The 22,885-nt window shown below is 65.9% G+C and carries 24 protein-coding genes; 11 read left to right on the forward strand and 13 right to left on the reverse strand.

The features are described 5' to 3' along the window. Positions 1-32: 32 nt before the first annotated feature. The gene (locus B3349_RS01305) at positions 33-503 is read right to left on the reverse strand and encodes a CBS domain-containing protein (RefSeq protein WP_291585715.1); all 471 of its coding nucleotides are present in this window, start codon (positions 501-503) and stop codon (positions 33-35) included. Positions 504-756: 253 nt separating this feature from the next. Here B3349_RS01305 and B3349_RS01310 point away from each other — a divergent pair, with 253 nt between their 5' ends. The 4 genes from B3349_RS01310 (at position 757) to B3349_RS01325 (ending at position 4,296) form a co-directional block, all read left to right on the forward strand. Then, positions 757-2,055, forward strand: coding sequence for an O-acetylhomoserine aminocarboxypropyltransferase (locus B3349_RS01310; RefSeq protein ID WP_066533892.1), 1,299 nt, complete (start codon positions 757-759; stop codon positions 2,053-2,055). Continuing rightward, positions 2,055-2,477, forward strand: coding sequence for a GNAT family acetyltransferase (locus B3349_RS01315; protein WP_291585718.1), 423 nt, complete (start codon positions 2,055-2,057; stop codon positions 2,475-2,477). Before B3349_RS01310 ends, B3349_RS01315 begins: the two co-directional genes overlap by 1 nt. Positions 2,478-2,502: 25 nt before the next feature. After that, the gene (locus B3349_RS01320; protein WP_291585720.1) at positions 2,503-3,309 is read left to right on the forward strand and encodes an alpha/beta fold hydrolase; all 807 of its coding nucleotides are present in this window, start codon (positions 2,503-2,505) and stop codon (positions 3,307-3,309) included. A 105-nt stretch (positions 3,310-3,414) separates the two neighbouring features. Next, entirely contained in the window at positions 3,415-4,296 is an 882-nt protein-coding gene (locus B3349_RS01325) for a PoNe immunity protein domain-containing protein (RefSeq protein WP_291585721.1), read from the forward strand. Between the two features lie 78 nt (positions 4,297-4,374). Here the strand turns inward: B3349_RS01325 and B3349_RS01330 are convergent, their stop codons facing one another. Beyond that, entirely contained in the window at positions 4,375-5,181 is an 807-nt protein-coding gene (locus tag B3349_RS01330) for an alpha/beta fold hydrolase (protein ID WP_291585722.1), read from the reverse strand. Positions 5,182-5,371: 190 nt separating this feature from the next. On the opposite strand from B3349_RS01330, the gene B3349_RS01335 reads away from it, so the two are divergent. Next, positions 5,372-5,752: an Mpo1-like protein gene (locus tag B3349_RS01335; RefSeq protein ID WP_291585723.1), complete on the forward strand. Its 381-nt coding sequence runs from the start codon at positions 5,372-5,374 to the stop codon at positions 5,750-5,752. 118 nt (positions 5,753-5,870) lie between these two features. On the opposite strand, the gene B3349_RS01340 is transcribed toward B3349_RS01335, so the two are convergent. Then, complete coding sequence (locus B3349_RS01340; protein ID WP_291585725.1) at positions 5,871-7,211, reverse strand: YihY family inner membrane protein; 1,341 nt, start codon at positions 7,209-7,211, stop codon at positions 5,871-5,873. Positions 7,212-7,259: 48 nt separating this feature from the next. Between B3349_RS01340 and B3349_RS01345 the strand changes: the two genes are divergently transcribed. Beyond that, positions 7,260-7,664: a DUF2069 domain-containing protein gene (locus tag B3349_RS01345; protein WP_291585726.1), complete on the forward strand. Its 405-nt coding sequence runs from the start codon at positions 7,260-7,262 to the stop codon at positions 7,662-7,664. Between the two features lie 25 nt (positions 7,665-7,689). Here the strand turns inward: B3349_RS01345 and B3349_RS01350 are convergent, their stop codons facing one another. After that, a complete protein-coding gene (locus B3349_RS01350; RefSeq protein ID WP_291585727.1) occupies positions 7,690-8,637 on the reverse strand; it encodes a LysR family transcriptional regulator in 948 nt (315 codons plus the stop codon). 145 nt (positions 8,638-8,782) lie between these two features. Between B3349_RS01350 and B3349_RS01355 the strand changes: the two genes are divergently transcribed. Next, a complete protein-coding gene (locus B3349_RS01355; RefSeq protein WP_291585728.1) occupies positions 8,783-10,213 on the forward strand; it encodes an FAD-binding oxidoreductase in 1,431 nt (476 codons plus the stop codon). Between the two features lie 64 nt (positions 10,214-10,277). On the opposite strand, the gene B3349_RS01360 is transcribed toward B3349_RS01355, so the two are convergent. Continuing rightward, the gene (locus B3349_RS01360) at positions 10,278-10,835 is read right to left on the reverse strand and encodes an Ivy family c-type lysozyme inhibitor (protein WP_291585729.1); all 558 of its coding nucleotides are present in this window, start codon (positions 10,833-10,835) and stop codon (positions 10,278-10,280) included. Positions 10,836-11,079: 244 nt separating this feature from the next. Between B3349_RS01360 and B3349_RS01365 the strand changes: the two genes are divergently transcribed. The 3 genes from B3349_RS01365 to B3349_RS01375 all read left to right on the forward strand — a co-directional run bounded on the left by B3349_RS01365 (position 11,080) and on the right by B3349_RS01375 (position 13,866). Further along, a complete protein-coding gene (locus B3349_RS01365) occupies positions 11,080-11,907 on the forward strand; it encodes a thymidylate synthase (protein ID WP_291585730.1) in 828 nt (275 codons plus the stop codon). A 208-nt stretch (positions 11,908-12,115) separates the two neighbouring features. Continuing rightward, positions 12,116-12,625 carry a dihydrofolate reductase gene (locus B3349_RS01370; RefSeq protein WP_414646830.1) on the forward strand — a complete coding sequence of 170 codons (510 nt, stop codon included), beginning with the start codon at positions 12,116-12,118 and terminating at the stop codon, positions 12,623-12,625. A gap of 161 nt (positions 12,626-12,786) precedes the next feature. Then, complete coding sequence (locus tag B3349_RS01375; RefSeq protein ID WP_291585731.1) at positions 12,787-13,866, forward strand: metallophosphoesterase; 1,080 nt, start codon at positions 12,787-12,789, stop codon at positions 13,864-13,866. 65 nt (positions 13,867-13,931) lie between these two features. Here B3349_RS01375 and B3349_RS01380 read toward each other — a convergent pair whose 3' ends face one another. From B3349_RS01380 to B3349_RS01390, 3 genes are all read right to left on the reverse strand, one after another. After that, on the reverse strand, positions 13,932-14,285 hold the full coding sequence (locus tag B3349_RS01380) for a YqcC family protein (protein WP_218331493.1): 354 nt from the start codon (positions 14,283-14,285) through the stop codon (positions 13,932-13,934). Positions 14,286-14,398: 113 nt separating this feature from the next. Further along, a complete protein-coding gene (locus B3349_RS01385) occupies positions 14,399-16,159 on the reverse strand; it encodes a methyl-accepting chemotaxis protein (protein ID WP_291585736.1) in 1,761 nt (586 codons plus the stop codon). A 13-nt stretch (positions 16,160-16,172) separates the two neighbouring features. Further along, complete coding sequence (locus tag B3349_RS01390; RefSeq protein WP_291585738.1) at positions 16,173-17,321, reverse strand: HD-GYP domain-containing protein; 1,149 nt, start codon at positions 17,319-17,321, stop codon at positions 16,173-16,175. A gap of 722 nt (positions 17,322-18,043) precedes the next feature. Here B3349_RS01390 and B3349_RS01395 point away from each other — a divergent pair. Then, the gene (locus B3349_RS01395) at positions 18,044-19,321 is read left to right on the forward strand and encodes a tyrosine-type recombinase/integrase (protein WP_291585740.1); all 1,278 of its coding nucleotides are present in this window, start codon (positions 18,044-18,046) and stop codon (positions 19,319-19,321) included. Between the two features lie 1,321 nt (positions 19,322-20,642). On the opposite strand, the gene B3349_RS01400 is transcribed toward B3349_RS01395, so the two are convergent. The 5 genes from B3349_RS01400 to B3349_RS01420 all read right to left on the reverse strand — a co-directional run bounded on the left by B3349_RS01400 (position 20,643) and on the right by B3349_RS01420 (position 22,882). Beyond that, positions 20,643-21,110, reverse strand: coding sequence for a DUF2514 family protein (locus B3349_RS01400; RefSeq protein WP_291585742.1), 468 nt, complete (start codon positions 21,108-21,110; stop codon positions 20,643-20,645). After that, complete coding sequence (locus tag B3349_RS01405) at positions 21,107-21,577, reverse strand: lysozyme (protein WP_291585744.1); 471 nt, start codon at positions 21,575-21,577, stop codon at positions 21,107-21,109. Before B3349_RS01405 ends, B3349_RS01400 begins: the two co-directional genes overlap by 4 nt. Continuing rightward, a complete protein-coding gene (locus B3349_RS01410; RefSeq protein WP_291585746.1) occupies positions 21,574-21,897 on the reverse strand; it encodes a hypothetical protein in 324 nt (107 codons plus the stop codon). Before B3349_RS01410 ends, B3349_RS01405 begins: the two co-directional genes overlap by 4 nt. A gap of 81 nt (positions 21,898-21,978) precedes the next feature. Next, entirely contained in the window at positions 21,979-22,194 is a 216-nt protein-coding gene (locus tag B3349_RS01415) for a hypothetical protein (RefSeq protein ID WP_291585748.1), read from the reverse strand. A gap of 19 nt (positions 22,195-22,213) precedes the next feature. After that, positions 22,214-22,882, reverse strand: coding sequence for a DUF4376 domain-containing protein (locus B3349_RS01420; protein ID WP_291585750.1), 669 nt, complete (start codon positions 22,880-22,882; stop codon positions 22,214-22,216). Positions 22,883-22,885 lie beyond the last annotated feature (3 nt).

Below are 22,885 nucleotides of genomic sequence, written 5' to 3' on the forward strand. Positions count from 1 at the left end.
GATGGAGGCTTCTTGCATAGTGGGAACAGGTCTCAGGCCTGGCCCTGGGCCTGCTGGCGTTCGCTTTCCGCATCCGGCCAGTCGCGGATATAGGCCTTGAGCATGGTGTTCTCGAAGTTCTGGCTGTCCACCACGGCCTTGGCCACGTCGTAGAAGCTGATCACGCCCTTGACTTCGCCCATCTCCATCACCGGCATATAGCGGGCATGGCGCTCCAGCATCATGCGGCGCACCTCGTCCATTTCGGTTTCCAGGGTGCAGGTCAGGGGCGCATCGTCCATGGCGCTGCGCACCTGCAGCGTACCGACGGTGCCACCGTTCTTCACAATGGCCTGGATCACTTCGCGGAAAGTGAGCATGCCGGCCACATCGCCGTGCTCCATTACCACCAGGGAGCCGATGTCCTTGTCGGCCATGATTTCCACTGCGCGGGCCAGCGGCTCGTTGGGCGTGACGGAAAACAAGGTGCTGCCCTTGACCCGCAGGATGTCGCTCACTTTCATGTTCTGTGTCTCCGATACAGGTGAATGCCATGGCCTGCCACGGCAGGCCCTGCGGCGAAATATAGCCGACTCTGCCGCGGCTGCAGGGCTGCAGACCCGCAGACGTTGCATGCCATCGCCATCCCAGTCGCCCAAGCGCGTGCTTTTTGCGCCACGTCATGCCACCATCGGGGGTTTGACTGCCGCCGGCAGCTTTTTTGACGGCCTGCAGCCGCCTTTTCAGGCCCCGCTGCCCCTTTGACGGAGACACCCCATGCCCGGTTACTCAGACCCCGGCTTTGACACCCTGAGCCTGCACGCAGGCGCCCAGCCCGACCCGGCCACCGGCGCACGCGCCGTCCCCATCCACCTGACGACCTCCTTCGTCTTCGAATCCAGCGACCACGCGGCCAGCCTGTTCAACCTGGAGCGCCCAGGCCATGTGTACAGCCGCATCTCCAACCCCACCAATGCCGTGCTGGAGCAGCGCGTCTCGGCGCTGGAAGGCGGCGTGGGCGCGATCGCCGTGGCCAGTGGCCAGGCGGCGCTGCACCTGTCGGTCGCCACCCTGATGGGCGCGGGCAGCCACATCGTGGCAAGCACCGCCCTGTACGGCGGCTCGCAGAACCTGCTGCACTACACGCTGGCACGCTTCGGCATCGAGACCACGTTTGTGAAGCCCGGCGACATCGACGGCTGGAAGGCCGCCGTGCGCCCCAACACCAAGCTGTTCTTCGGCGAAACCGTGGGCAACCCCGGCCTGGATGTGCTGGACATCCCCACCGTCAGCCAGATCGCCCACGAAGCCGGCGTGCCGCTGCTGGTAGATTCAACACTGACCTCGCCCTGGCTGATCAAGCCTTTCGAGCATGGCGCGGACATCGTCTACCACTCGGCTACCAAGTTCCTGTCCGGCCATGGCACGGTGATCGGCGGCGTCGTGGTCGATGGCGGCAGCTTCGACTGGGAAAAGTCGGGCCGTTTCCCCGAGCTGACCCAGCCCTACGACGGCTTCCACAACATGGTGTTCAGCGAGGAGTCCACCACCGGTGCCTTCCTGCTGCGCGCCCGCCGCGAAGGCCTGCGCGACTTCGGCGCCTGCATGAGCCCGCACAGCGCCTGGCTGATCCTGCAGGGCATCGAGACCCTGCCGCTGCGCATGGAACGCCATATGCGCAACACCGAAAAGGTGGTGCAGTTCCTGGCCAGCCACCCGCTGGTCAGCCGCGTGGGCCACCCCATGCTGGAGACCCACTCCTCCCACGCCCTGGCGCGCAAGCTGCTGCCCCGCGGCGCAGGCTCGGTGTTCAGCTTTGACATTGCCGGCAACCGCAACCAGGGCAAGAAGTTCATCGAGACGCTGAAGGTCTTCAGCCACCTGGCCAATGTGGGCGACTGCCGCTCGCTGGTGATCCACCCTGCCAGCACCACGCACTTCCGCATGAGCGATGAAGCGCTGGCGCAAGCGGGCATCGGCCAGGGCACGATCCGCCTGTCGATCGGCCTGGAAGATGCCGACGACCTGATCGACGACCTCAAGCGCGCGCTGAAGGCCGCTGAAAAGGCGGCGTGATGGAGATACGGCCATTCGACGCGGCAGATACCGAAGCGGTGGTGCAGCTGTGGAATGACTGCGGCCTGACCCGCCCGTGGAACGATCCCCACCGCGACATTGCGCGCAAGCGCAGCGTGGCGCCCGAGCTGTTCTGCGTCGGCGTGGATGTCGGCGGCAGGCTGATGGCCAGCATCATGATCGGCTATGACGGCCACCGCGGCTGGATCAACTACCTGGCCGTACACCCGGCCCACCAACGCCAGGGCCATGCCCGCCGCCTGGTGCAGCACGCCGAGCGGCTGCTGACCGTGCGCGGCTGCCCCAAGCTGAACCTGCAGGTACGCGCAGGCAACGAAGCCGTGATCGCTTTGTACGAGAGCCTGGGTTATGCCGACGACCAGTCGGTCACCCTGGGCAAACGTTTGATTGCGGACATCTGAGCCCTGCCCCCATTCGGAGAAAACTATGCGAATCCAAGTCCAAGGCGCAGACATCTACGCCTACACCGGCGGCAAGGCCTTTGATGCCGCCAAACCCACCGCCGTCTTCATCCACGGCGTGCTCTGCGACCACAGCGTCTGGGCGCTGCAAAGCCGCTACATGGCCAACCACGGCTGGAACGTGCTGGCCCTCGACCTGCCCGGCCACTGCAAGAGCGGCGGCACGGCCCCCCGGTCAGTTGAAGACGCAGCCACTTTCATCGGCCAGCTGATGGACGCGGCCGGACTGCAGCAAGCGGCCCTGGTGGGCCACAGCTGGGGCAGCCTGATTGCCATGGAAGCTGCGGCCCGGCTGCAGGACCGCATCAGCCATCTGGTGCTGGTGGGCACCGCCTTCCCGATGAAGGTCGCGCCGGCGCTGCTGGATTCGGCACTGAACACGCCGGAGAAGGCCATCGCCATGGTCAACACCTTCTCGCGCGCCACGCTGTCCCCACCCAACGGTGCGGGCAGCTGGGTGTTTGGCGCCGGCATGGCTCTGGGCCGCCGGGTGCTGGCCAGCAATTCCGATGTCAACCTGCTGCACGCCGGTTTCACTGCCTGCGACAGTTATGCCGGCGGCGAAGCCGCCATGGGCGCCATCACCGCGCCGGTGCTGTTTGTGCTGGGCGAGCAGGACCAGATGACCCCGCCCAAGGCCGCCAAGGGCCTGGTCGACGCGGCCAAGGCCGCCGGCAAGACGGTGAAGGTGCAGACGATTCCCAACGGCCACAACCAGATGACGGAATCGCCCGACCCGACGCTGTTCGCCATCCGTGACTTTCTGAAGTAAGCCCGGCCCGGGCCCTGCCTGCGGCGGGCAGGGCCCGGGGGCGGTGCGCAGCCAGGCACTGTGCCGCGGCCAAAAAGCCGTGCACGGTCTGCCACACTGCACGCCATGACCGCTGCCTTTCCCCGTTCCCATCCGCTCGCCGACACCGTGGCGCATGCCACCACCCTTGCGCTGACGAACCTGCAGCCGCGCCGCAGCCTGCATCTGGCCGACAAGCAAGCCGACTGGCAGGAGGCCCTGACCACGCTGCAGCACTTTGCCGCCAGCCCGGGCTACCAGGCACCGCTGCAGTTCCAGGCCTACGTGGCGCTGGAGAACTACTGGCAATGGCAGTCTGCAGGGCACACCGCCTGCCGGTTGCTGGTCCATGGCATCGACCTGGGCCTGCCTGCTGCGGCGCTGCGCGCCCTCTACCCCGGTATTGCCGCACTGTGGTGCGACATGGCCGCCGTGGCCGACCACGCCCGCCACAGCATGGCGCAGGCCACCGGTGCCCCTTATGGCGTGCCCGCCCCCATTGCCACGCGCACGGCGGCCTACCGCGATGCCGTGCTGCTGATGGCACTGGCAGTCCTCCTGGATGTGCCGGACGAGATACCCGCCCTGGTGGAGCACGCCCTGGCCTTCCACACCGACCGCCTGCTGGACTACCTGAGCGCGGCGGCGCTGGATCTGGAGCAGGCCAGCGACGATCTCTTCCACCCGCGCCCCTACGGCGCACTGGCTGCGTTCTTTGACCAGTTGGGCGACGCCCAGCCCGATCCGCTGGTGGACTATCTGCAGTCCCAGTACAGCGACTTCCACCGCCAATCCCCTGCGCGGCAAAAAAAAGGTGCCCCCTGGCTGGGCACCGGCTACTGGGCGATGGAAGTGGGCGCCCTGTCGGTGCTGTACGGCTGGGACGATGCGGCGCTGCGCGCCTGCCCGCACTACCCGGCCAATCTGGTGGATTTTGCGCGGGAGCACATGGCCCGGGACTGGCTGTAGCGCGCACGGCGCGGGCGTCGGCCGCTTTCGATGGCCTTCGATCGCGGCTCTGCGCCTGGCAGTGCCACCCTGCTACCGCTAGGCCAGCGGCTGCAGAAACTGCGCAATGCGCGCAACGATGCGTTCGGGCTGTTCGCGGTGCGGCACATGGCCGCCACCGGCCACGATCTCCTGCTCCACCGGCCCCGGCACCCAGCGGGCCAGGTTGCGTGGATGCACCAGCGAGCCGTATTCGTCCTGTTCGCCATGGATGGCCAGCACCGGACAGCGCACCTGCTCCAGCGCCCCCTGCAGGCTGTAGCCGGCAAAGGCCGGCGACAGCCAGGTGTCCACCCAGGCCGACAGCACCCAGGCGGCCTTGTCGCCATGGTATTTGGACAGGCGATCGAGCTGACCGGGCTGGGCAAACTGGTCGCGCGCCACGCGGATGCCTTCCAACGTGCGGTCCTCGACAAAGGTCTGGGCAGATTCCGTCACCAGCGCCACGCACTGCTGCGGCCAGGCTGCGGCCACATGGGCCGCCATGCCGCCGCCCACGCTGTGGCCCAGCACCACAAAGCCCTCCAGTGCCAGGGCTTGCCGCAGCGCGGCAAAGTCGCCCTGCGCTTCCCGGGCCACGAAGTCGGTCTCCAGCGGGCCCGGAGCTGCATCCGACAGGCCGAAGCCCAGCCGGTCATAGGCCAGTACCACGCGCTGCGTGGCGTTGGCCAGCTGCGCCGGAAAGTCGCGCCACAGCGCCACGGAGCCCAGCGAGTCGTGCAACAGCACGATGGGCGCAGCAGCGACAGCGCCCACGTCGGATGCCACGGCAGCCGGCTGCCAGCGCTGCACCTGCAGCCCGCCACGGGGCGTGGCAATGCGAAAGGGTTGGGTGTTTGCGGTCATCACATCTGCACAGAAAAAAGCCACCGCACCCACGCTGCGGCGACCGAATGTCGGAGCCTGTGGTGCACCTGGGCAATGTCCCGCTGGTGCCGCCGGTCGGTCCGCCGTATAAGAAACCCCGGAGCGCCGGGGCGCATGTCCCGTCCACGAACCAGCATAGCCGCTTGCTGGCACAACCAGGAGCCCCACCATGGCCGACATCCCTGCCACGCCACCGCCCGGCGTCGCCCCTGCGACCGACACGGGCAGCCCTGCCGCGGCAGTGGACCCGCGCAGCCTGCACCGCTTTGCCGACTTCTATCCGTTCTACCTGTCCGAGCACAGCGACAGCCGCTGCCGGCGCCTGCATTTCCTGGGCTCCAGCCTGGGCCTGCTCTGCCTGGCGGCGGCGCTGTGGTGGCGCCAGCCCTGGTTCGTGTTGCTGGGCCTGGTGCTGGGCTATGCCTGTGCGTGGATCGGCCACTTCGGCTTTGAGCACAACCGACCCGCCAGCTTCAAGCGCCCGCTCTACAGCTTCCTGGGCGACTGGCGCATGTATGCCGATATGTGGCGGGGCAAGGTGCCGTTCTGAGCACTGCAGCGACCGCGTAGGTTGCGTCAGCCTGTGCGGCAGGCGTACCGGCCCCGGATTCCAGGGAGGCTGTGCGCCCCACCCCTCTTCAGCGGGGTGAATCGCCTCGGAGGCCGCTTCAGGGGGCAGTGGACGGTGTGGTCGACGCGCTGGAAGTGGTGGGTGCGGGCAAGGCCACCGCTGCGCTGCCAGGGCCGGGCGCGGGCGTGCCCACTTCATCCCCCGGCAGGTTGCTGGGGATCTGCGGCAGCGCCTGGCGCAGCGTCATCTCCTCCCAGCCCGCGCGCTGCCACAGTACGGCCGTGCTGTCGCTGCGCACCAGCAGCAACTGCGACAGCAGCGGCGCCAGCAAGGTGGTGTCGGGGTCGGCCAGCAGCACATAGCGGGGATCGCTCTCTTCCAGGTAGGCCGTGCCGTTATCGGGCATGGCCCCTACCCAGCGCAGGGCGGTCAGCGCCTCCAGCGCCGGCTCCAGCTGCAACCGGTCCACACGCAAGCGCTTGGCCAGGGCCAGACCGGGCATGCCGCGCTGCATCTGTCCGCGCAGAGGCTCCAGCGCCGCCATGACTTCCAGCGCCAGCTCGAAATCCCAGCCCTGGTCGTCGGCCTTGCGCGCCATGCCGGTCAGCAGGCTGGGCAGGTAAGCGGCAATCACCGCCCCCAGCAGGAAGATCACCCAGCACACATAGATCCAGATCAGCAGAATCGGCAGCGTGGCAAAGGTGCCGTAGATGACCGAGTAGGTGGGCACGCTGGCCAGGTACAGGCCCAGCACCTTCTTGGCCAGCGCCATGCCCAGGGCCACAAACAGCCCGCCGGCCCAGGCGTGGCGCCATTGGACCGGGGTGTTGGGCACAAAGTGGTAGAGCGCGGCCATGGCGGCCGACAGCAGCATGAATTCGACCGAGTTGAAGGCCCACTGCACGGCCGCAGGCAGCTCGGCCACCAGGCCTTTGGACGCCGACAGCACATAGGAGGTGGTGGCAATGCTCACGCCCATCAGCAGCGGCCCCAGCGTCAGCACCGCCCAGTACACCAGCAGACGTTGGCCCAGCGGGCGCAGGCGCTGCACGCGCCAGATATCGTTGAGCGTGCGGTCCATGGTCAGGATCAGGCTGATCACCGTCACCGCCAGAAAGGCCAGACCCACAATCCCCAACTGGCTGGCCTTGGAGGCAAACTGCATCAGGTAATTGATCACCTGGGCGGCAATTTCTTCCGGGATCAGGTTCTCGATCAGCCAGCGCTGCAGCATGCCCTGCAGCTTGGCAAAGCTGGGGAAGGCGGTGAACACCGACAGCAGCACCGTGAAGAACGGCACCAGCGCCAGCAGCGTGGTGAACGTGAGGCTGCTGGCCGTCAGGCCCAGATGGTCCTGATGGAAGCGGCGCTGCAAGGTGGCCAGCGTGTTGCGCCACGGAAAGGTCTGGAGCGTCTGCAGCAGATGGCGCCAACGCATGCGAGCACGGTGAAGGGTCAAGGGCATGGCCCGTATGATGCCAGCCCCATGCAAACTGTCTCCCCACAAGAACCCGGCGGCGCGGTCGCCGCCACCCGCTGGCTGGCCGTTGGCAGCCTGCTGGGCCTGATCGTGCTCAGCGTGGCCTGGGAGCTCTGGCTGGCGCCCCTGCGGCCCGGCGGCTCCTGGCTGGTGCTCAAGGCCCTGCCGCTGTGCATCCCCCTGGTCGGCCTGCTCAAGCGCCGCATGTACACCTACCGCTGGGTGAGCCTGGTGGTGTGGCTGTACTTCACCGAAGGCGTGGTACGCGCCTGGAGCGACAAGTCCCCCGGCAACTGGCTGGCCCTGGTGGAAATCGCCCTGTGCCTGCTGCTGTTTGTGGCCTGCGCCGCCCATGTGCGCTGGCGCCAGCGCGCGGCCAAGGCAGCGGCTGCCTCCGCTGCATCGGCGTAAAGCCCATCCACCGCCGACGGGGTGCTTACAGCGGAGTCTGCTCCAGCACCATGCCGTCGCAGCGTGCCAGCGTCTGCACCCGCCGCACCAGGGCCTCGCACAGCAGTTGCGCGGCCGGTGACAGCGCCCGGCGCGGGCGCTGGATCAGCAGCGTGCGACGCAGGATGTACGGCGCATCCAGCAGGCGAAATCCCAGATCCCCCATGCCCGGATGGCGCGCCGTCAGCGCGGGCACGATGGTCACCCCCAGGCCCAGGCGCACGGCCTCGAACAGCAGCGGCGGGTTGGACATGCGCAGCGGCGTCTGCAGCACATTCGCCGGCATGCCCGGTGCCGCTGCCAGCAACTGGCTGATGGCCGTGTCCGTGGTCAACCCCACAAACGGCCGCGTGGCGATATCGGCCGCCACCAGATGCGGCGCCTGCAGCAAAGGCTCGTCCGCGCGCGCCACCAGGCCCATCTGGTCGCTGACCAGCGGCTGGGTCACCAGCTCGCCGCCTGCCGGGTGGGCCGCACCCACACCAAAGTCCACCCAGCCGGCCTGCACCCGCTGGGCAATACCTTCGGCGCTGTCTTCCACCAGGTCCACTTCGATGCCCGGGTACTGGGCGTGCAAGGCCGGCAGCACCGGCAGCAGCAACACCGCCAGCACCGACGGCGCTGCGGCAATGCGCACCTTGCCACGCCGGTGGGCGGCCAGGTCGCCCAGGTTCTGGATGCCCTGCTCCAGCGTGTCGAAGGCCTGGCGCACGTCCTGCCAGAAAGCCTGACCGGCGCTGGTCAGGCCCACGGTGCGCGTGGTGCGGTCGAACAGGCGCATGCCCACCGCGTCTTCCAGCTGGCGGATGGATTCGGACAGCGCCGACTGGGTGATGCACAGCTCCCGCGCCGCCGGGGCGAAAGCACCCTGGCGCGCCACTTCGTCAAAGGCGCGCAGCTGGCGCAGGCTGAGATTGTTCGGAAAAACTGGCATAACCAAGCAATTTATTTCGATTGTGGTGAAGTCTGCCATGTTCTACGCTTGCGGCTTCGCGGTTTTCCCACTCCCACACCCCGGTGCCGGGCTTAGGATGCCCCTGTTTTCCCTTTGCGCCGCGGCTGCCGCGGCTTTGCCAGCCATGACTTCCATTGATTTGCTCCACACCCTGCGCCAGACCCTCGGTGCCGCCCACGTCCTGACCGATGGCGATCTGACCGCCTATGAACAGGACTGGCGCAAGCGCGTGCGCGGCAAGGCCCTGGCCGTGGTGCGCCCCGGCAGCACCGCGGAGGTGGCGGCCGTGGTCAAGGCCTGCGCCGCCGCAGGCGTGCAGATCGTGCCCCAGGGCGGCAACACCGGCCTGTCGGTGGGCGCCACACCGGATGAGACCGGCCAGCAGGTGGTGCTGAGCCTCACCCGCATGAACGCGGTGCGCCACATGGACCGCGACAACCTGAGCTTCACGGTCGAAGCCGGCTGCATTCTGCAGAACCTGCAGGATGTGGCAGACAAGGCCGGCCTGCTGTTCCCCCTGTCGCTGGCCGCCGAAGGCAGTTGCACCATTGGCGGCAACCTGGGCACCAACGCCGGCGGCACTCAGGTGGTGCGCTACGGCAATACCCGCGATCTGTGCCTGGGCCTGGAAGTGGTCACGCCCCAGGGCGAGGTGTGGGATGGCCTCAAGGGCCTGCGCAAGGACAACACCGGCTACGACCTGCGCAATCTGTTCATCGGCAGCGAGGGCACGCTGGGCATCATCACCGCGGCCACCATGAAGCTGTTCCCCCAGCCGGCCGCACAGCTGACGGCCTTTGCGGCCGTGCCCAGCATGGAAGCCGCAGTGCGCCTGCTGGGCCTGTCCCATCAGCACCTGGGCGCGGGCCTGACGGGTTTTGAAGTGATGGGCCAGTTCGCGCTGTCCCTGGTGGTCAAGCACATGCCACAGCTGCGCGTGCCGTTTGCCGACATGGGCGACGCCGCTCCCTACTGCGTGCTGCTGGAAAACGCCGACAGCGAATCCGAACAGCACGCCCGCGAGCGCTTCGAGCACCTGCTGGAGCTGGCATTCGAAGACGGCTGCGTGCTGGATGCCGTGGTGGCCGAGAGCCTGGCCCAGGCGCACGAGCTGTGGCATGTGCGCGAAAGCATTCCACTGGCCCAGGCCGAGGAAGGGCTGAACATCAAGCACGACATCTCGATCGCCGCCTCGCGCATTCCCGCGTTCGTGGAACATGCCGATGCGGTGCTGCAGCGCGAAATTCCCGGCGTGCGCCTGGTGAACTTCGGCCATCTGGGCGACGGCAATCTGCACTACAACGTGCAGGTGCCCGAAGGCCAGGACGGCAAGGCGTTTCTGCGCGACAAGGAAGCCCTGGTCAACCACCTGGTCTACGAGGCGGTGGCCGAGTTCGGCGGCTCCTTCTCCGCCGAGCACGGCGTGGGCGCCCTCAAGGCCGACAAGCTGGAGAAGTACCAGTCGCCCGTGGCCCTGGGCATGATGCGTGCCATCAAACACGCCCTGGACCCACAGGGCATCATGAACCCGGGCGTGGTGCTGGCGCGCGACTGACCTTCCCGCGCCGACGCCGACGCTGCGCAGGCCACCGCGGGCTGCGTTCCGGCGCCCGGCTTCCCTACACGCTGGACGCCTGGTTGCGGCGCAGTTCCTGGCGGTTGCTACGCATGGTACGCACATCGCGCGGCCAGTCCAGCGTGATGCTGGCGGGGTCGCGCCAGTCGCGCTCCTGCCCGGCATGTACCAGCCACACGCGCAGTGCGTTCTGGGCAGGGTCGACCACCACGGCCGCCTGCTCGTCGCCGCCTTCATGCGGCTTGTTGCCGGTGATGTAGAGCAGATCGCCCTCCTGCACCAGCGGGCCGGAGGTGCCCAGATTGGTCAGCAGCACCCCGTAATCGTCCCCCATCAGGCGTTGCAGCCGCTCGGCCAGCGCGCCCTGGCGCAGGTACTCGGCACGCTCGCCCGGGTAGCTGCCCACCAGCGGGCGCAGGCCGGCCAGCGTGGCTGGCGGGGCCACCGCCGTACCTCGCTGCGCCGCCGTGGGCAAAGCAGGTGCCGCGTCCTGCGCCACGGGTTTGGGTTGGGTGGGCTCACAGCCCACCAGCGCCAGGCCCAGCAGCACGGCAGCCAGTGCCGCCTGGGGGCGGGTGCGGTGACAACGGGAGCATGTCATAAGCGTCCTCCTGGGGTGCAGCGCATTCCGGGCAGCGGCCTCTCTCAAAAACCATAGCAGCCCATGCGCTCTGTATTTGTACCATCCCCATTCTGAATACAAGCACTTGCCGCATGCGCAGCAAGTTGCAAGCAGATGCAACGACCGGCTTGTCCGGGCTGTACGTGGCGGCTCTGCATCAATGGCACACTGACGCCCTGCTCCCGCCCGCGGGGGTTCACATTTGTAGACGATTCCTTCCGCCATGAGCCCTACCTCCTCCTTGTCCCGCCCCGTGCGTTCCCAGTACGAAGACTTCATGCGCCATGTGTATGAACATGGCGTCAGCAAGGGGGACCGGACCGGCACCGGCACGCGCAGCGTGTTCGGCCACCAGATGCGTTTTGACCTGAGCGAAGGCTTTCCCCTGGTCACCACCAAGAAGGTGCACCTGAAATCCATCATCAACGAACTGCTGTGGTTTCTGCGCGGCGACAGCAACGTGAAATGGCTGCAGGAGCGCGGCTGCACTATCTGGGACGAATGGGCGCGTGAAGACGGCAGCCTGGGCCCGGTGTATGGCGTGCAGTGGCGCAGCTGGCCCAAGGCCGATGGCACGCACATCGACCAGATTGCCGAAGTGGTCAAGCAGCTCCAGCACAACCCGGACAGCCGCCGCATCATCGTCAGCGCCTGGAACGTGGCCGATCTGGACCAGATGGCGCTGATGCCCTGCCATGCCTTCTTCCAGTTCTACGTGGCCAACGGCAAGCTGAGCTGCCAGCTCTACCAGCGCAGCGCCGACATCTTCCTGGGCGTGCCGTTCAACATCGCCAGCTATGCGCTGCTGACCCATATGCTGGCCCAGCAATGCAATCTGGAAGTGGGCGACTTCATCTGGACCGGCGGCGACTGCCACATCTACAACAACCACTTCGAGCAGGTCGAAACCCAGCTGGCACGCCAGCCCCTGGCCTATCCCACCCTGCACATCCAGCGCAAGCCGGATTCCATCTTCGACTACGTCTACGAGGATTTCGAAGTGGTGGGCTACGAACACCACCCGGCCATCAAGGCACCGGTGGCGGTGTAAGCACGGCAGCCTGGCTGCCAGACACCTTGCCAGCCTGCCCGTTGCGGCAGGCTTTTTCATTCCCTCGCGGCACCTGCCACCTCGCCACAGGCCGCCGCCCCGCACCATCACCGACAATGCCGGCTGCGTGCACCCGCCGCCGCCCGCACCCGCACCCGCACCCGCACCCGCACCCGCACCCGCACCCGCACCCGCAGAAAGCTACCCCATGTCCTTGACCGTGAACCTGATCTACGCCCGCGCTGCCAATGGCGTCATTGGCAAGGACAACGCCATGCCCTGGCATCTGCCGGAGGATCTGGCGCATTTCAAGGCCTTGACCCAGGGCCACCCGGTCATCATGGGCCGCAAGACCTGGGACTCCCTGCCCCCGCGCTTTCGCCCGCTGCCCGGGCGCACCAACATCGTCGTCACCCGCCAGGCGGACTGGCAGCCGGAGCCGGCCAACGACAGCACGCTGCGTGCCGACAGCCTGGGCGCCGCGCTGCAGGCCGCCGCCCGCCACGGCGACAGCGTGTGGGTGATGGGCGGTGCACAGATCTACGCCCAGGCCCTGCCCCTGGCCCAGCGCGTGGAAGTGACCATCATCCACCAGGACTTCGACGGCGACGCCCACGCCCCGGTGCTGGATGCCCAATGGACCGAGGCCGCGCGCAGCGACCATGTCAGCGCCAAGGGCCTGGCCTACAGCTTTGTGACCTATACCCGCCAGGGCTGATCTTCGGGCGGGCCGACAGCGCGGCAACCGGCAGCGGCCACCGCGGTTTCCTACGTGAAAACCCGGTGTCACCTGCAGGATCGCGGTGTCAATCGGATGACGGCACAATGTTATGCTGCATAGCAACATAACCAGAATTTCCATCGCCACCAGCCCGTTCCATGAGCCTGATCCACACACTCCCATCCGGCCCACTGGATGTCGTGGGCGACATCCATGGGGAGCTGAGCGCCCTGCGCGACCTGCTGCGCCACCTGGGCTACGACCGCTGGGGTGACCACCCCCAAGGCCGCAGGCTGGTGTTTGTGGGCGATTTCTGCGACCGCGGCCCCGACAGCCCCGCCGTGCTGGAATGGGTGCAGACCCTGATGGAACGCGGCAACGCCTGTGCCGCACTGGGCAACCACGAAATCAATCTGCTGCGCGAAGACCCGAAAGACGGCTCGGGCTGGTACTTTGACGTGCGCTACCAGACCGACCAGGTCAAGTACGCGCCCTTCAACCGTCCCTCCGATGGCCAGCGCGAGCGCATTGTGGATTTCCTGTCCACGCTGCCACTGGGCCTGGAGCGCGAAGACCTGCGCATCATCCATGCCGCCTGGGTACAGCCCCAGGTGGATGCGGCGCGTGCCATGCCGGCCGGCCAGGTGCGCCACGAATACGACCGCTGGGAGCTGGAGGCGGCCCGCATCGCCCGCGAGAGCTCGATCGCTGCCCGCATGCAGCAGGAGCGCCGCGACTGGCCCCACAGCCTGGAAGACCGCGAGCATGTGCCGCCCTTCCTGCCCGCGCACTCGGAAAACGAGCTGAACAAGGGCATGGTCAACCCCCTGAAGGTGCTGTGTACCGGCGTGGAGCGTGCGGCCGGCACGCCGTTCTTTGCCGGGGGCAAATGGCGCTTTGTGGAACGCGTAGCCTGGTGGAACCAGTACACCGAAGATGTGCCCGTGATCGTGGGCCACTACTGGCGCCGCCTGCACCCGCCGGAAAACCCGGTGCACGGCAAGCAGGAAGAAGAGCTGTTCGGCCACACCGCGCCCACCGCCTGGCATGGCGCCCGGCGCAATGTGTTCTGCGTGGACTATTCGGTGGGCGGGCGCTGGGTCTCCCGCCGTGCGGGCGAGCCGCTGCAGTCCCGCTTCAAGCTGGCGGCGCTGCGCTGGCCCGAGCGCGATCTGGTGTTCGACGACGGCACCGTGCTGCCCACGCTGGCCTTCCAGGACACGGCGCAAACCCTCTGAGCCACCGCAGCGTGCGGCGGAGCACAGACCGTGGCAACGCCGTGCCGCCGCAACAGGCGGCTTTTTTACGCCGGCTTGCCGCTCAGCAGCGCATCGATCAAAGCCAGTTGCCGCAGCGCCGCCTGGTGCTGGGGCACGGTGCGCTGGGTCCATTCATGTTCGGCCAGGGGCTGCACGCTGCATTCGCCGGGCAGGGCGTGGCCGCCGTCGATCAGCGCGTGCAGGCGCGGCACAAACACCCATTGCAGCCATTCTTCGATCTGCAGAGTGTCGTACATGAAGGGCATGGTCGAGGCCATGGCCTGCTCGCTGGGCGGCAGGGCACCCCACAGACCGGCGCTGCGCATCTCGGCTTCGAGCTGCTGCAGCTGGGTGCGCAAGGACTGGTGTTGCGGGGTCAGGGAAGAGCTTGCATTCATGCCGACATTGTCGCGGCTTTGGCATGCCCTGATGGCGGGTGGGCATGCAGGCGGTCGGTTGCCATGTACCCTGCCCATCCCGCATCCGGCCGCCCGGGCAGGGGCGGCACGGCCTACGCCGTGGCGGCAGGCTCGGGCGACGCAGCCTGTGCCTGGGCAGCAGGGATGGCTGCATCTACCGCCATACTGTGCCCGGTGCCCCCCCCCGCCACCGCGGTCTTCGCAGGCTCGAAATAGTCCACCAACTGGTTCAGTTCCACCGCCGTGCGCTTGAGTTCTTCCGAGGCCTGCCAGGCGCGCTGGGCTTCGCCCCGGTTGTCCACGATCAGCTCGGCCACCTGCCGCATGGCGCCGGCCACTTCGTCGGCGCCAAAAGCCGTCAGGCGGGTGGCGGTGGCCAGCTCGCGGGTGTCGGCCGCCAGCGCCAGCCCGCCCTCCCCCTGCACGCTGGCGGCCAGGTGCATCAGGCGCTCGGCGCGTTCGCTCAGGTCGCTGGTTTCGGCCACGGCCGCGTCCAGCGAACGGATGGCGGAGTAGACCCGGTCGTGCTGCTCCTCGGAATGCTCCGTCACCTCGTACAGCGCGATGTTCAGCGTGGCGCAGTGGCGGTGGATGCGCCGCGCCGCCAACGCGATCTCGTCGATCATCACCTTCAGGTGCAGCTGCATTACGGCGGCGGCGTGGTTGAGCTGGCCGCTTTCGCCGGTGCCGGACAGATCGATCTCGCCCTGCAGGTCGCCCTGGGCAATGCGGTTCAGGCGGCGGATGGAGGCGTTGAGCGGGTTGACAATGCCGCGGATGAACATATGCCCCACCAGCGCTACCACCAGCAGCCCGAAGACGATGCCGGCGATGGCGAAGTGGCGGATGCGGGCGTTGCGGTCCAGCGTGTCGTCGTACGCAGTGCGTGCGGCCACCGTCAGCGCGTTGCGCAGGCCCCCGGCAGCGGCCGTGGCAGCCTGCTCCAGCGGCAGCACAGTCTGGGCCACCAGTTGATCCACCCGGGCCGGGTCGTCGTGCGCCGCCGCCCGTTCCACCAGGCGCAGACCGTCGTCGGTGTAGCGGGTCAGCGCGGTGGCCAGCAGGTCTTTCTGCTGGGCCACCTGGGCGTCCATGCCGGTCAGCTGGCCCAGCAGGGCCTGGATTTCATCGCGGTTGGCGCGCAGCTTGGTGATCTGGCTGTCCAGGGCCTGCGGGGCGCCGCCCTGGGCGCCCTCACGCCGCGCCAGCCGGATTTCCAGCATGGTGGCGCGGCTGTCGCTCAGCCGCGCCTCGATCTTGCCGATGGCCGCCACGGGCTGCAGCTGGGCCTGGTAGAGCTGGGTCAGGGCATCGTCGGCCAATGTCAGCCCGCCAATGCCCAGGGCCCCGCCGGCCAGCATCAGGAACGCCACGAACAGGCTGCCGGCACGCATGCCGCTGCGTATGCCCAGCCATGCCGGCAGGCGCGCACGCGGCTGGAAAGTGCCGGCCGCCATGGCACGGTACAGGCCTTTGGCGGTATCGATGGCCGCCGCCGTCGCGTGCTTGCGCACCGACATATAGCCGATCACTTGGTCGTGCCGCGTGATGGGCACGACGCAAGCATCCACCCAGTAGTAGCCACCGTCCTTGCAGCGGTTCTTGACGATGCCGCGCCAGGGCTTGCCGCTTTGCAGCGTGCGCCACATGTCCTCGAAGGCGGCGGGCGGCATGTCCGGATGGCGCACGATGTTGTGGCTGCGCCCCAGCAGCTCGTCCAGCGTGTAGCCGCTGATCTCCACGAAGGCTTCGTTGGCGTAGGTGATGACGCCTTTCAGATCGGTCTTGGAGACCAGGGTGACGCCGGGAGGAATCTCGGTGTGCCGTGTCGTCACGGGCAGGTTCTGCTTCATGGATGGGGCTTTCTCAGGATTGCATCCACAGGCGCTTGAGCACCAGGGCGGCCGAGCGGCAGTCTTCGACGCGCAGCGAGCCGGTGATGTCGTGGGCCGGGTCGGTCGAGTCGCGGTACTGCGGCCGCAGGATGGGCATGCCGCTGCTGTCATACAGGCTCCACAAATCGATGGATTCGTTGAGCTTCTGGCGCGAGCGCACCACGGCGAACTCGCCGTTCGCCAGCCGCACCAGGGTGCCGGGCGGGTGCATGGTCAGGGTCTTGATCGACAGCTGCACCAGCGGATCGTCGTACAGGCGCACCCGGTCCAGGAACAGGGCCTTGAGTGCATCGCGCGGAAACTGCCCGGCGCGGTTGGGCCGGGGTGTAACCATGGCGGCATAGGAGTCGGCAATCGCCAGCAGGCGCGCACCGGGCAGGATGGCGTCGCCGCTGAGCCCGCGCGGGTAGCCCGAACCGTCGAAACGCTCGTGGTGCTGGCGCACCAACTCCAGCCACAGCGCGTCGGTCACGCCCATCTCCGCCAGCAGCGCGGCCGAGCGGTCGGGGTGGCTGCGCACCAGCGCCGCCTGCTGCGGCGTCAGCGCTCCGGCCTGCTGGTCCAGCTGGGCCTGCACCGGCAGCAGCGACAGGTCCCGCGTCAGGGCGGCACAGGCCAGCGACAGGCGGCCGGACGCGGCCAGGCCCAGCTCGCGTGCGGCCATTTCCACCAGCGTGGCGCCCAGCAGTTGCTGGATCACCAGATACGGGTGCTGGCGATCCAGGTGCAGGGCCGCCAGCAGGGCATCGGCATCCTCGTCACAGGCATCCAGAATGCCGTGGGCCAGACCCAGGATGACTGGGTGCAACGCGGTCTTGAGCGTGGCCGCCTGCAGGTGGGCATGCAGGCGCTTGAGGGTCATGGCCAGCCGGTCGGCCCGGATGAACACCGGATCGCTGGTGGGCACGGCCACCGCGCATTCGGGCAGGGCCAGCGTGGGCTGTTGCGACGGATCGGGCGGCGGCTCCGGGGCATAGGCGCCCCGTGCCAGCAAGGCGTTGATGTGGCGCGGAATGCTGAGCACATAGCCTTCCCGAAACAGCAGATTGCCATCCTCGTCGTACAACGGCCACGGCAGTGGCTCGTTCAGTACCAAATCGCTTTGGAGGATGCGTCGCATGTCAAAGATCAGCCCGTCAAAGATGAGAAGGCCGTTTTTTATGCGATCCATCAGCAACGTGCAGACACATTTATTAACAGTTTGATGCTTATCAATATTGCGCCGCAACACGCATCAATACTAGCTATTGCGCTAGCGAAATTGATAGTTGCTGCGATTTTGGGTGCTGCCAAGGCCCATTCGGCGGGTGCTGGCGGCCCGTGTCCCGGCCTGCTCAGGGCAATGACCAGCCCCGCCCCTTTCCCACGGCACCCATGGCCCGAAGGCCGCAGCCGTAACGCAGGCAGCGGCCTTTTCGCTGGCGGCGAAGCTGCCTCATGAACGCACCGCAGCGCCGGCCTCTGCCAACGGCCCAGCCACCCGGCAGCCGGGCTGCGGGCTTTGCCCAAAGGCCGCCACCGTCTCCCTACAATGGCTGGCAACGGGTCGGGCTGCAGCCAAGGAGCGCAGCCTCCCCTCCGCCATCTCTCTACGGCACGGGCCCCGGTACGCACCGCGTGCCCTGCCCGCCCTCCTCTTCCCGATTGAGCAACCCATGAAAATAGCCACCTGCACTGTCAATTGCAGTTTCATGGCGCTTCAATCCATCTCAAGAAATACCGCAAGCCTTTGCTTTCAAATGGAAAGTTGAATCACAATGTCTCACGACGATTCAACTAGGCGCATGCCTTTCGGGTAGCTAGGTGGGTAGCCAGCCGCCTTAACTACCCAGGCGAACACTAATGGCCAAGAAAACCAACCTTCTCAATGACTTGCAACTGCGCAGATTTATTGCAGCTGGTGAGCAAGTCGCTAAATCTGATGGCGATGGCCTGACGTTTACGCTGTCAGGCGCCGGCACCGCCTCCTGGGTGCTGCGGTACCGCCAACCAGGCGGCCGGCGCAAAGAGTTGACCATCGGCAACTATCCAGATGTTTCACTGTCCGCCGCGCGGGAGCTCGCCCGAGCGCATCGGGTGCAGATCGATCAAGGCCAAGACCCCGCCGCCTTAAAGCGCGAGAGCAAGACGCGCGACATGCAGGCATGGACCGTTGCTGATCTTGTGAAGGACTACCGCGCCAAAGTGCTCACCACGTCAACCTACGCCAAGGACACGGTGTATTACAGGGAGGCCGACATCAACCAGGTCGTGCTCCCACGGCTGGGCGCTTGGCAGGTTTCGCGCGTCACATCCATAGATGTGGTGCACACGCTCAAAGAAAGCGGCCGGACCTGGACGATGACAAAGCGCCTGCTCACCACCATTTCCAAAGTGATGGATCACGCCTGCGGCCTGACCATCATTGGCTCGAACCCTTGCTTCGGGATAAAGATGGAAGCCCTGATGGGCAAGCGCCCCAAAGTCAAAGCTCGCAAGATGCTGACCACTGAAGACCTGCGCATCCTCCTTAAGGACATCGACTTCATCGGCCGGGAGAACGCTTTGGCGCTACTGGTGATCCTCGCCACCTGCGTCCGAGGTATTGAACTTGTCAAGGCAAAGAAAGAAGACTTTGACCTTGAGGCCGGCACCTGGTTCGTCCATGACGCCCACGTCAAGACGCGAGCCGGCTTTTTAGTCCCGCTCGCCCCCACCGTCATTGAATGGGTCCGCGAGCTTATGTCCTTGGCTGGTGACTCGGACTACATCCTCCCCGCGCGCAGGGCAGATCGCATAGCCAAGCATGGCGATACGCATGTCGGCCGCACCACCCTTTGGGCCGCAATCGATCGGGCCTTCCAGCGGGGTGATTACGACATACAGAGGTTCACTCCGCACGACACCCGCAGCACGGCAAAGGGACACCTCCGCAACATGGGCGTATCACGCGAGATTTCAGAGATCGCGCTGAACCACAAGCTCAAAGGCATGGAGGGAGTCTACGACGTCCGGGAAGAAATCCCGGAGCGCCGGCGCGCACTGGCCATCTGGGCTAACTTTCTGCTCGCCTGTGAATCGGGAGCCACCCCGCCAGAGTCCCGCGGCGCCAATGTTGTGCAACTCCGACGACTCGCCTAGCCCTGGCGCCTACCCAGGGCGCCGGCGGCTCACCCTAGCAGAGTCCTGTAACTTCTCCCCGGGGTTGACAGGCAAATACTGTATGTATTTACAGTATCGTCATGCGAAGCGAAACACCCCTCTCCAGGCGCGCCGCTGCCCGGGCGGCGGTGCTTAGCCAGTGGCTTCTTTGGACGACAGAGAAGGACCACCCCTCGGGTTTCCCGACCTCGGAAACCGACTTCCGTACGTTTGCAGAGTACATGTGTCTCTGCCATCCGCACCTGCTTGCGACTGGCCGGTGCGAAGAGCCGACCACGCTGCGCGCAATGATCAATGAGGATGGGTTGCCGTAGCGAGGATCGCGCCTCGCCCATCGCACTGACTCGGCGGCAACAACAAAGGTCTTTCAGTCCGTGTTTGATGCCGTCGCGCAAGACCAAGACTGGCAGCTCAACCACCGCGCCAGAGAGAAAACAGCATGTTGTGAGTGCTTTCGTAAAGATAGCCAAGAGACATTGCAGGGCAATGATTGGGCATTGCATTGAAATACTATGTTTGATAACATAGGGGTGTTGGGGCTCTGCAAGAGCAGTAGGTGAGGACTTAGTCAGGATTGGTCTTCACACTTTTTGGCAGTGGTGCTAACTGACAAGCGCCATAAGTAGATGCTGTGTTTCCACAGGTGCTCCGAACCAGCCTTACAAGGCCAGCTAAGGAGAGGCAACTAGCTACCTCGGCCCCAACATTTATTCTTAAATGGCCCCTATTTTGGGGCCATTTGCATTTCTGCCGGGGTATGCCGTAACGATGCTATAGAACGCCGTGTTCTGGCCATCCCTGCGCTCCTCCACAATCACCACCCCAGCACTGCTACGAAACACTGTGGAGCGTCTATCTGCGCTCCCTAACCCATACTCGTAGTGGATAGATGCACCACCTACCAGGATTTTCGTTACAAGCCCGGTAACGACAGGCATTGCTTCATCGAATACACAAATTTTCGGGTATCGCGCTTTCCAAATATGCTCAAAGCCCCACCCTCGGCTGAAGCCATAGTGCTGACCGTACCGGAGATAGATGGGCCCTCCCTCAAACTGGACATCTTTCTGGTCGATAGACGGAAACATCCCAAAGATCGGGAGGCCAGTTAACGGGTTAACGATGGGAGCATTCTTGTGCAAACGATTCCCATTGATAGGTCTCCCTGCCGCTTCTCTGTTCTTTTGCACACTCACTGCTTCCAATTACGTTGATTTTTCGATTTGCGAGACTTTAGCATCTCCACAAACAGATAACTGTATATATACACAGCAACTACTCCCCCCCATCTCCACACTTATTACCGCAACTCTTGTAAATCGTCTGTTGGCCAAGCTGCCCGGCAAGACCTTGCATCAAGGGCGTGGCCATCAGCTCGCTCTGCCAGCTCTGTATATCGCTGGCTGCAATTTCCAAGTAGCTTGTTTGCGGTTGCGGCGTACTTTCGGACGGCGGCGGCGGAAGCCGTGGCAATTCGCACATCGGCTTCACGGAGTTGGTCGCGCAGCCGACCAGCAGTGCGCTTGGCAGCAGCTGCAGCATCAGCCAGGCGCGCCTGTTCTTGGATAGCATCATTCAAAACCTCTTGGTAATTGGTGGTGATGGCCTGGCCTAGCTGAAACGCAGCTTGGTCGCGCGCGGCCAGTTCTTGAGCATGTGCAGCTTTCATCTCGGCCAGATCCCGGCCCAACCTCCAACCGTGGGCGACCCAGCCCGCCCCAAAGATCAAGGCCGCGCTAACGGCGACCAACAGGGCTCGGTGGCTCATGCCAGCCTCCCTTCGCACAGCTGGCGCTCGGCCGCGCGCCGGCGCACCAGGCCGGGCAGTTGCTTGCCGCCGGCATAGGTCCAGCGGCTCAGCTCTGCGCACGCGCCGTCCATGTCCCCGGCATTCGCCTTGCGCACCAGGGTGGAGCCGCAGAAAGCACCCTCCCCCACGTTGAAGGCGAACGACAGGAACGCGGCGCGCTGCCCATCGGTCAAGGGCTGGCGGATGCAGGCCAGCGCGTCTGCATGCTGGGCCAGATCCTGGTACAGCATGGCCTCGCACTGCTCGCGTGTGAAGGTCTGCCCCATGCGCAGCTCGGGCCCGGTGTGGCCGGTGCACGCCGTCACGATGCCAATGGGGTCGCGGTACGTGCGGTGCACGGTGCCCTCATGCGTAGCCACGAACGGCACCACCAGCGCTGCTGCAGCCGCACCGATGGCGGCGATCAGCTTTTGCTTGTAGTTCATTTCGGGTAGATCCCCCCGCGTGCCGCGTTCCAGGCCGCAGCCAGGGCCACGCCCAGCGCCACGATGGCGGCCGTGGGCCGCGCCAGTTTCCCCATCCAGTTGAGCACCTTGAAGGCACCCTTCATGGCGCCGAAGAACTCCAGCAGATCTGCCAGCTGCTGCCTGAGCTCGTGCAGCTCCTCGCGCGTCTGCTCCAGCTCTCGCGCGATCGAACCCTGCCCACGCTCAATCTCCGCCATGCGCGCGCTGCCCGCATCGAAGCGGCCATTCACCTGCTGCACAGTGCGCACCGGCAGCTCGTTTCCCCACTCATCCTGCATACACCCCCCTTACCCCCCAGCCAAATTCCTGGAAGGAGTCCTCAAAAACCTACCCTCTGGATTGCCTTACGCCGACTGCCGTCAGCACTTGGGCTCCACATCCGTCACCTCATCAGCAGCGCGGCCTCCGTCGCGTTGGGCCGCTGCCCCGGCCTCATAGGCCTCCAGCGCGATGGCATTCATCAGCTGCTGCAGCGTGCCCTGCAGGCCTGCTGACAGCTCGGGCGTGATCTTGTTGCCCACGTTGGCGTTCAGCACTTCGGCCAGGCGCGGGTTGATTGCGTTGTCGTTCTCCATGTGTCGCTCCTGTTCGTGCTCAAGCGGCGGCATCGATCTCTGCGGGCTCTTGCGTCCAGCTGATGCCCGCCACCTCCTCCGCCGTCTGTGCCGTCTGGATCTGGGCGTAAATTTGCCGGCTGCGCTGGTGGATGCCGTCGGTGTGAGCCAGCAAGGCAAAGCCCACCGCAATCATGTCTTCAGCGCCCAGGTCCACCGTGGCGTTGTCGGCCAGGGTCCAGCGGATGCTGTAGGGCTGCCCGGCATCCTGGGCGATCTTTGCGGCCATGGCCGCGCCCACGATGCGTGCACGGCTTTCCGCATTGCTGTCAAAGCGCCCCAGCCCCGACATGTCAAAGCCGCCGCTCTCCAGGGCATCGCGCTCAGCCTTGATCTGAGCCCATTTGCGCGCCTTGGCAGTGTCGATATCGTCGGCCGCAGGATCTGCGGCATACACACCACCGGCAAACAGTCCCTCTTCCTGCGCCGCCAGGGCGCGCTCCAGCGAGCCAGCCGGGTCTTGCACGTCCAGCGCGCTCAGCGGCAGCACCGGGTACTCCTGCCACAGCAGGTGCGCGTCCTGCGCCTTCTCGGCACTGGGATACATGTGCACCTGCACCTTGATTGCCAGGTCCACCAGCTCGGACTTGACGATGCGGTGTGCGGCCGCCACCCCGTTGGGCGTGGGTATGGTTTTGAGAATAGCCATGGC

The organism is Comamonas sp. UBA7528 (assembly GCF_002479375.1).
GTDB lineage: Bacteria > Pseudomonadota > Gammaproteobacteria > Burkholderiales > Burkholderiaceae_C > Comamonas.

Excerpts from the sequence above, each read along its gene's own strand:
- B3349_RS01325 (WP_291585721.1), top strand. The coding sequence starts at position 3,415 with ATGACCGCTGCCTTTCCCCGTTCCCATCCGCTCGCCGACACCGTGGCG.
- B3349_RS01320 (WP_291585720.1), top strand. The coding sequence starts at position 2,503 with ATGCGAATCCAAGTCCAAGGCGCAGACATCTACGCCTACACCGGCGGC.
- B3349_RS01335 (WP_291585723.1), top strand. The coding sequence starts at position 5,372 with ATGGCCGACATCCCTGCCACGCCACCGCCCGGCGTCGCCCCTGCGACC.
- B3349_RS01415 (WP_291585748.1), bottom strand. The coding sequence starts at position 22,194 with ATGGAGAACGACAACGCAATCAACCCGCGCCTGGCCGAAGTGCTGAAC.
- B3349_RS01405 (WP_291585744.1), bottom strand. The coding sequence starts at position 21,577 with ATGAACTACAAGCAAAAGCTGATCGCCGCCATCGGTGCGGCTGCAGCA.
- B3349_RS01305 (WP_291585715.1), bottom strand. The coding sequence starts at position 503 with ATGAAAGTGAGCGACATCCTGCGGGTCAAGGGCAGCACCTTGTTTTCC.
- B3349_RS01350 (WP_291585727.1), bottom strand. The coding sequence starts at position 8,637 with ATGCCAGTTTTTCCGAACAATCTCAGCCTGCGCCAGCTGCGCGCCTTT.
- B3349_RS01340 (WP_291585725.1), bottom strand. The coding sequence starts at position 7,211 with ATGCGTTGGCGCCATCTGCTGCAGACGCTCCAGACCTTTCCGTGGCGC.
- B3349_RS01370 (WP_414646830.1), top strand. The coding sequence starts at position 12,116 with ATGTCCTTGACCGTGAACCTGATCTACGCCCGCGCTGCCAATGGCGTC.
- B3349_RS01310 (WP_066533892.1), top strand. The coding sequence starts at position 757 with ATGCCCGGTTACTCAGACCCCGGCTTTGACACCCTGAGCCTGCACGCA.
- B3349_RS01330 (WP_291585722.1), bottom strand. The coding sequence starts at position 5,181 with ATGACCGCAAACACCCAACCCTTTCGCATTGCCACGCCCCGTGGCGGG.
- B3349_RS01395 (WP_291585740.1), top strand. The coding sequence starts at position 18,044 with ATGGCCAAGAAAACCAACCTTCTCAATGACTTGCAACTGCGCAGATTT.
- B3349_RS01365 (WP_291585730.1), top strand. The coding sequence starts at position 11,080 with ATGAGCCCTACCTCCTCCTTGTCCCGCCCCGTGCGTTCCCAGTACGAA.
- B3349_RS01355 (WP_291585728.1), top strand. The coding sequence starts at position 8,783 with ATGACTTCCATTGATTTGCTCCACACCCTGCGCCAGACCCTCGGTGCC.
- B3349_RS01375 (WP_291585731.1), top strand. The coding sequence starts at position 12,787 with ATGAGCCTGATCCACACACTCCCATCCGGCCCACTGGATGTCGTGGGC.
- B3349_RS01380 (WP_218331493.1), bottom strand. The coding sequence starts at position 14,285 with ATGAATGCAAGCTCTTCCCTGACCCCGCAACACCAGTCCTTGCGCACC.
- B3349_RS01420 (WP_291585750.1), bottom strand. The coding sequence starts at position 22,882 with ATGGCTATTCTCAAAACCATACCCACGCCCAACGGGGTGGCGGCCGCA.
- B3349_RS01400 (WP_291585742.1), bottom strand. The coding sequence starts at position 21,110 with ATGAGCCACCGAGCCCTGTTGGTCGCCGTTAGCGCGGCCTTGATCTTT.
- B3349_RS01390 (WP_291585738.1), bottom strand. The coding sequence starts at position 17,321 with ATGCGACGCATCCTCCAAAGCGATTTGGTACTGAACGAGCCACTGCCG.
- B3349_RS01360 (WP_291585729.1), bottom strand. The coding sequence starts at position 10,835 with ATGACATGCTCCCGTTGTCACCGCACCCGCCCCCAGGCGGCACTGGCT.
- B3349_RS01385 (WP_291585736.1), bottom strand. The coding sequence starts at position 16,159 with ATGAAGCAGAACCTGCCCGTGACGACACGGCACACCGAGATTCCTCCC.
- B3349_RS01315 (WP_291585718.1), top strand. The coding sequence starts at position 2,055 with ATGGAGATACGGCCATTCGACGCGGCAGATACCGAAGCGGTGGTGCAG.
- B3349_RS01410 (WP_291585746.1), bottom strand. The coding sequence starts at position 21,897 with ATGCAGGATGAGTGGGGAAACGAGCTGCCGGTGCGCACTGTGCAGCAG.
- B3349_RS01345 (WP_291585726.1), top strand. The coding sequence starts at position 7,260 with ATGCAAACTGTCTCCCCACAAGAACCCGGCGGCGCGGTCGCCGCCACC.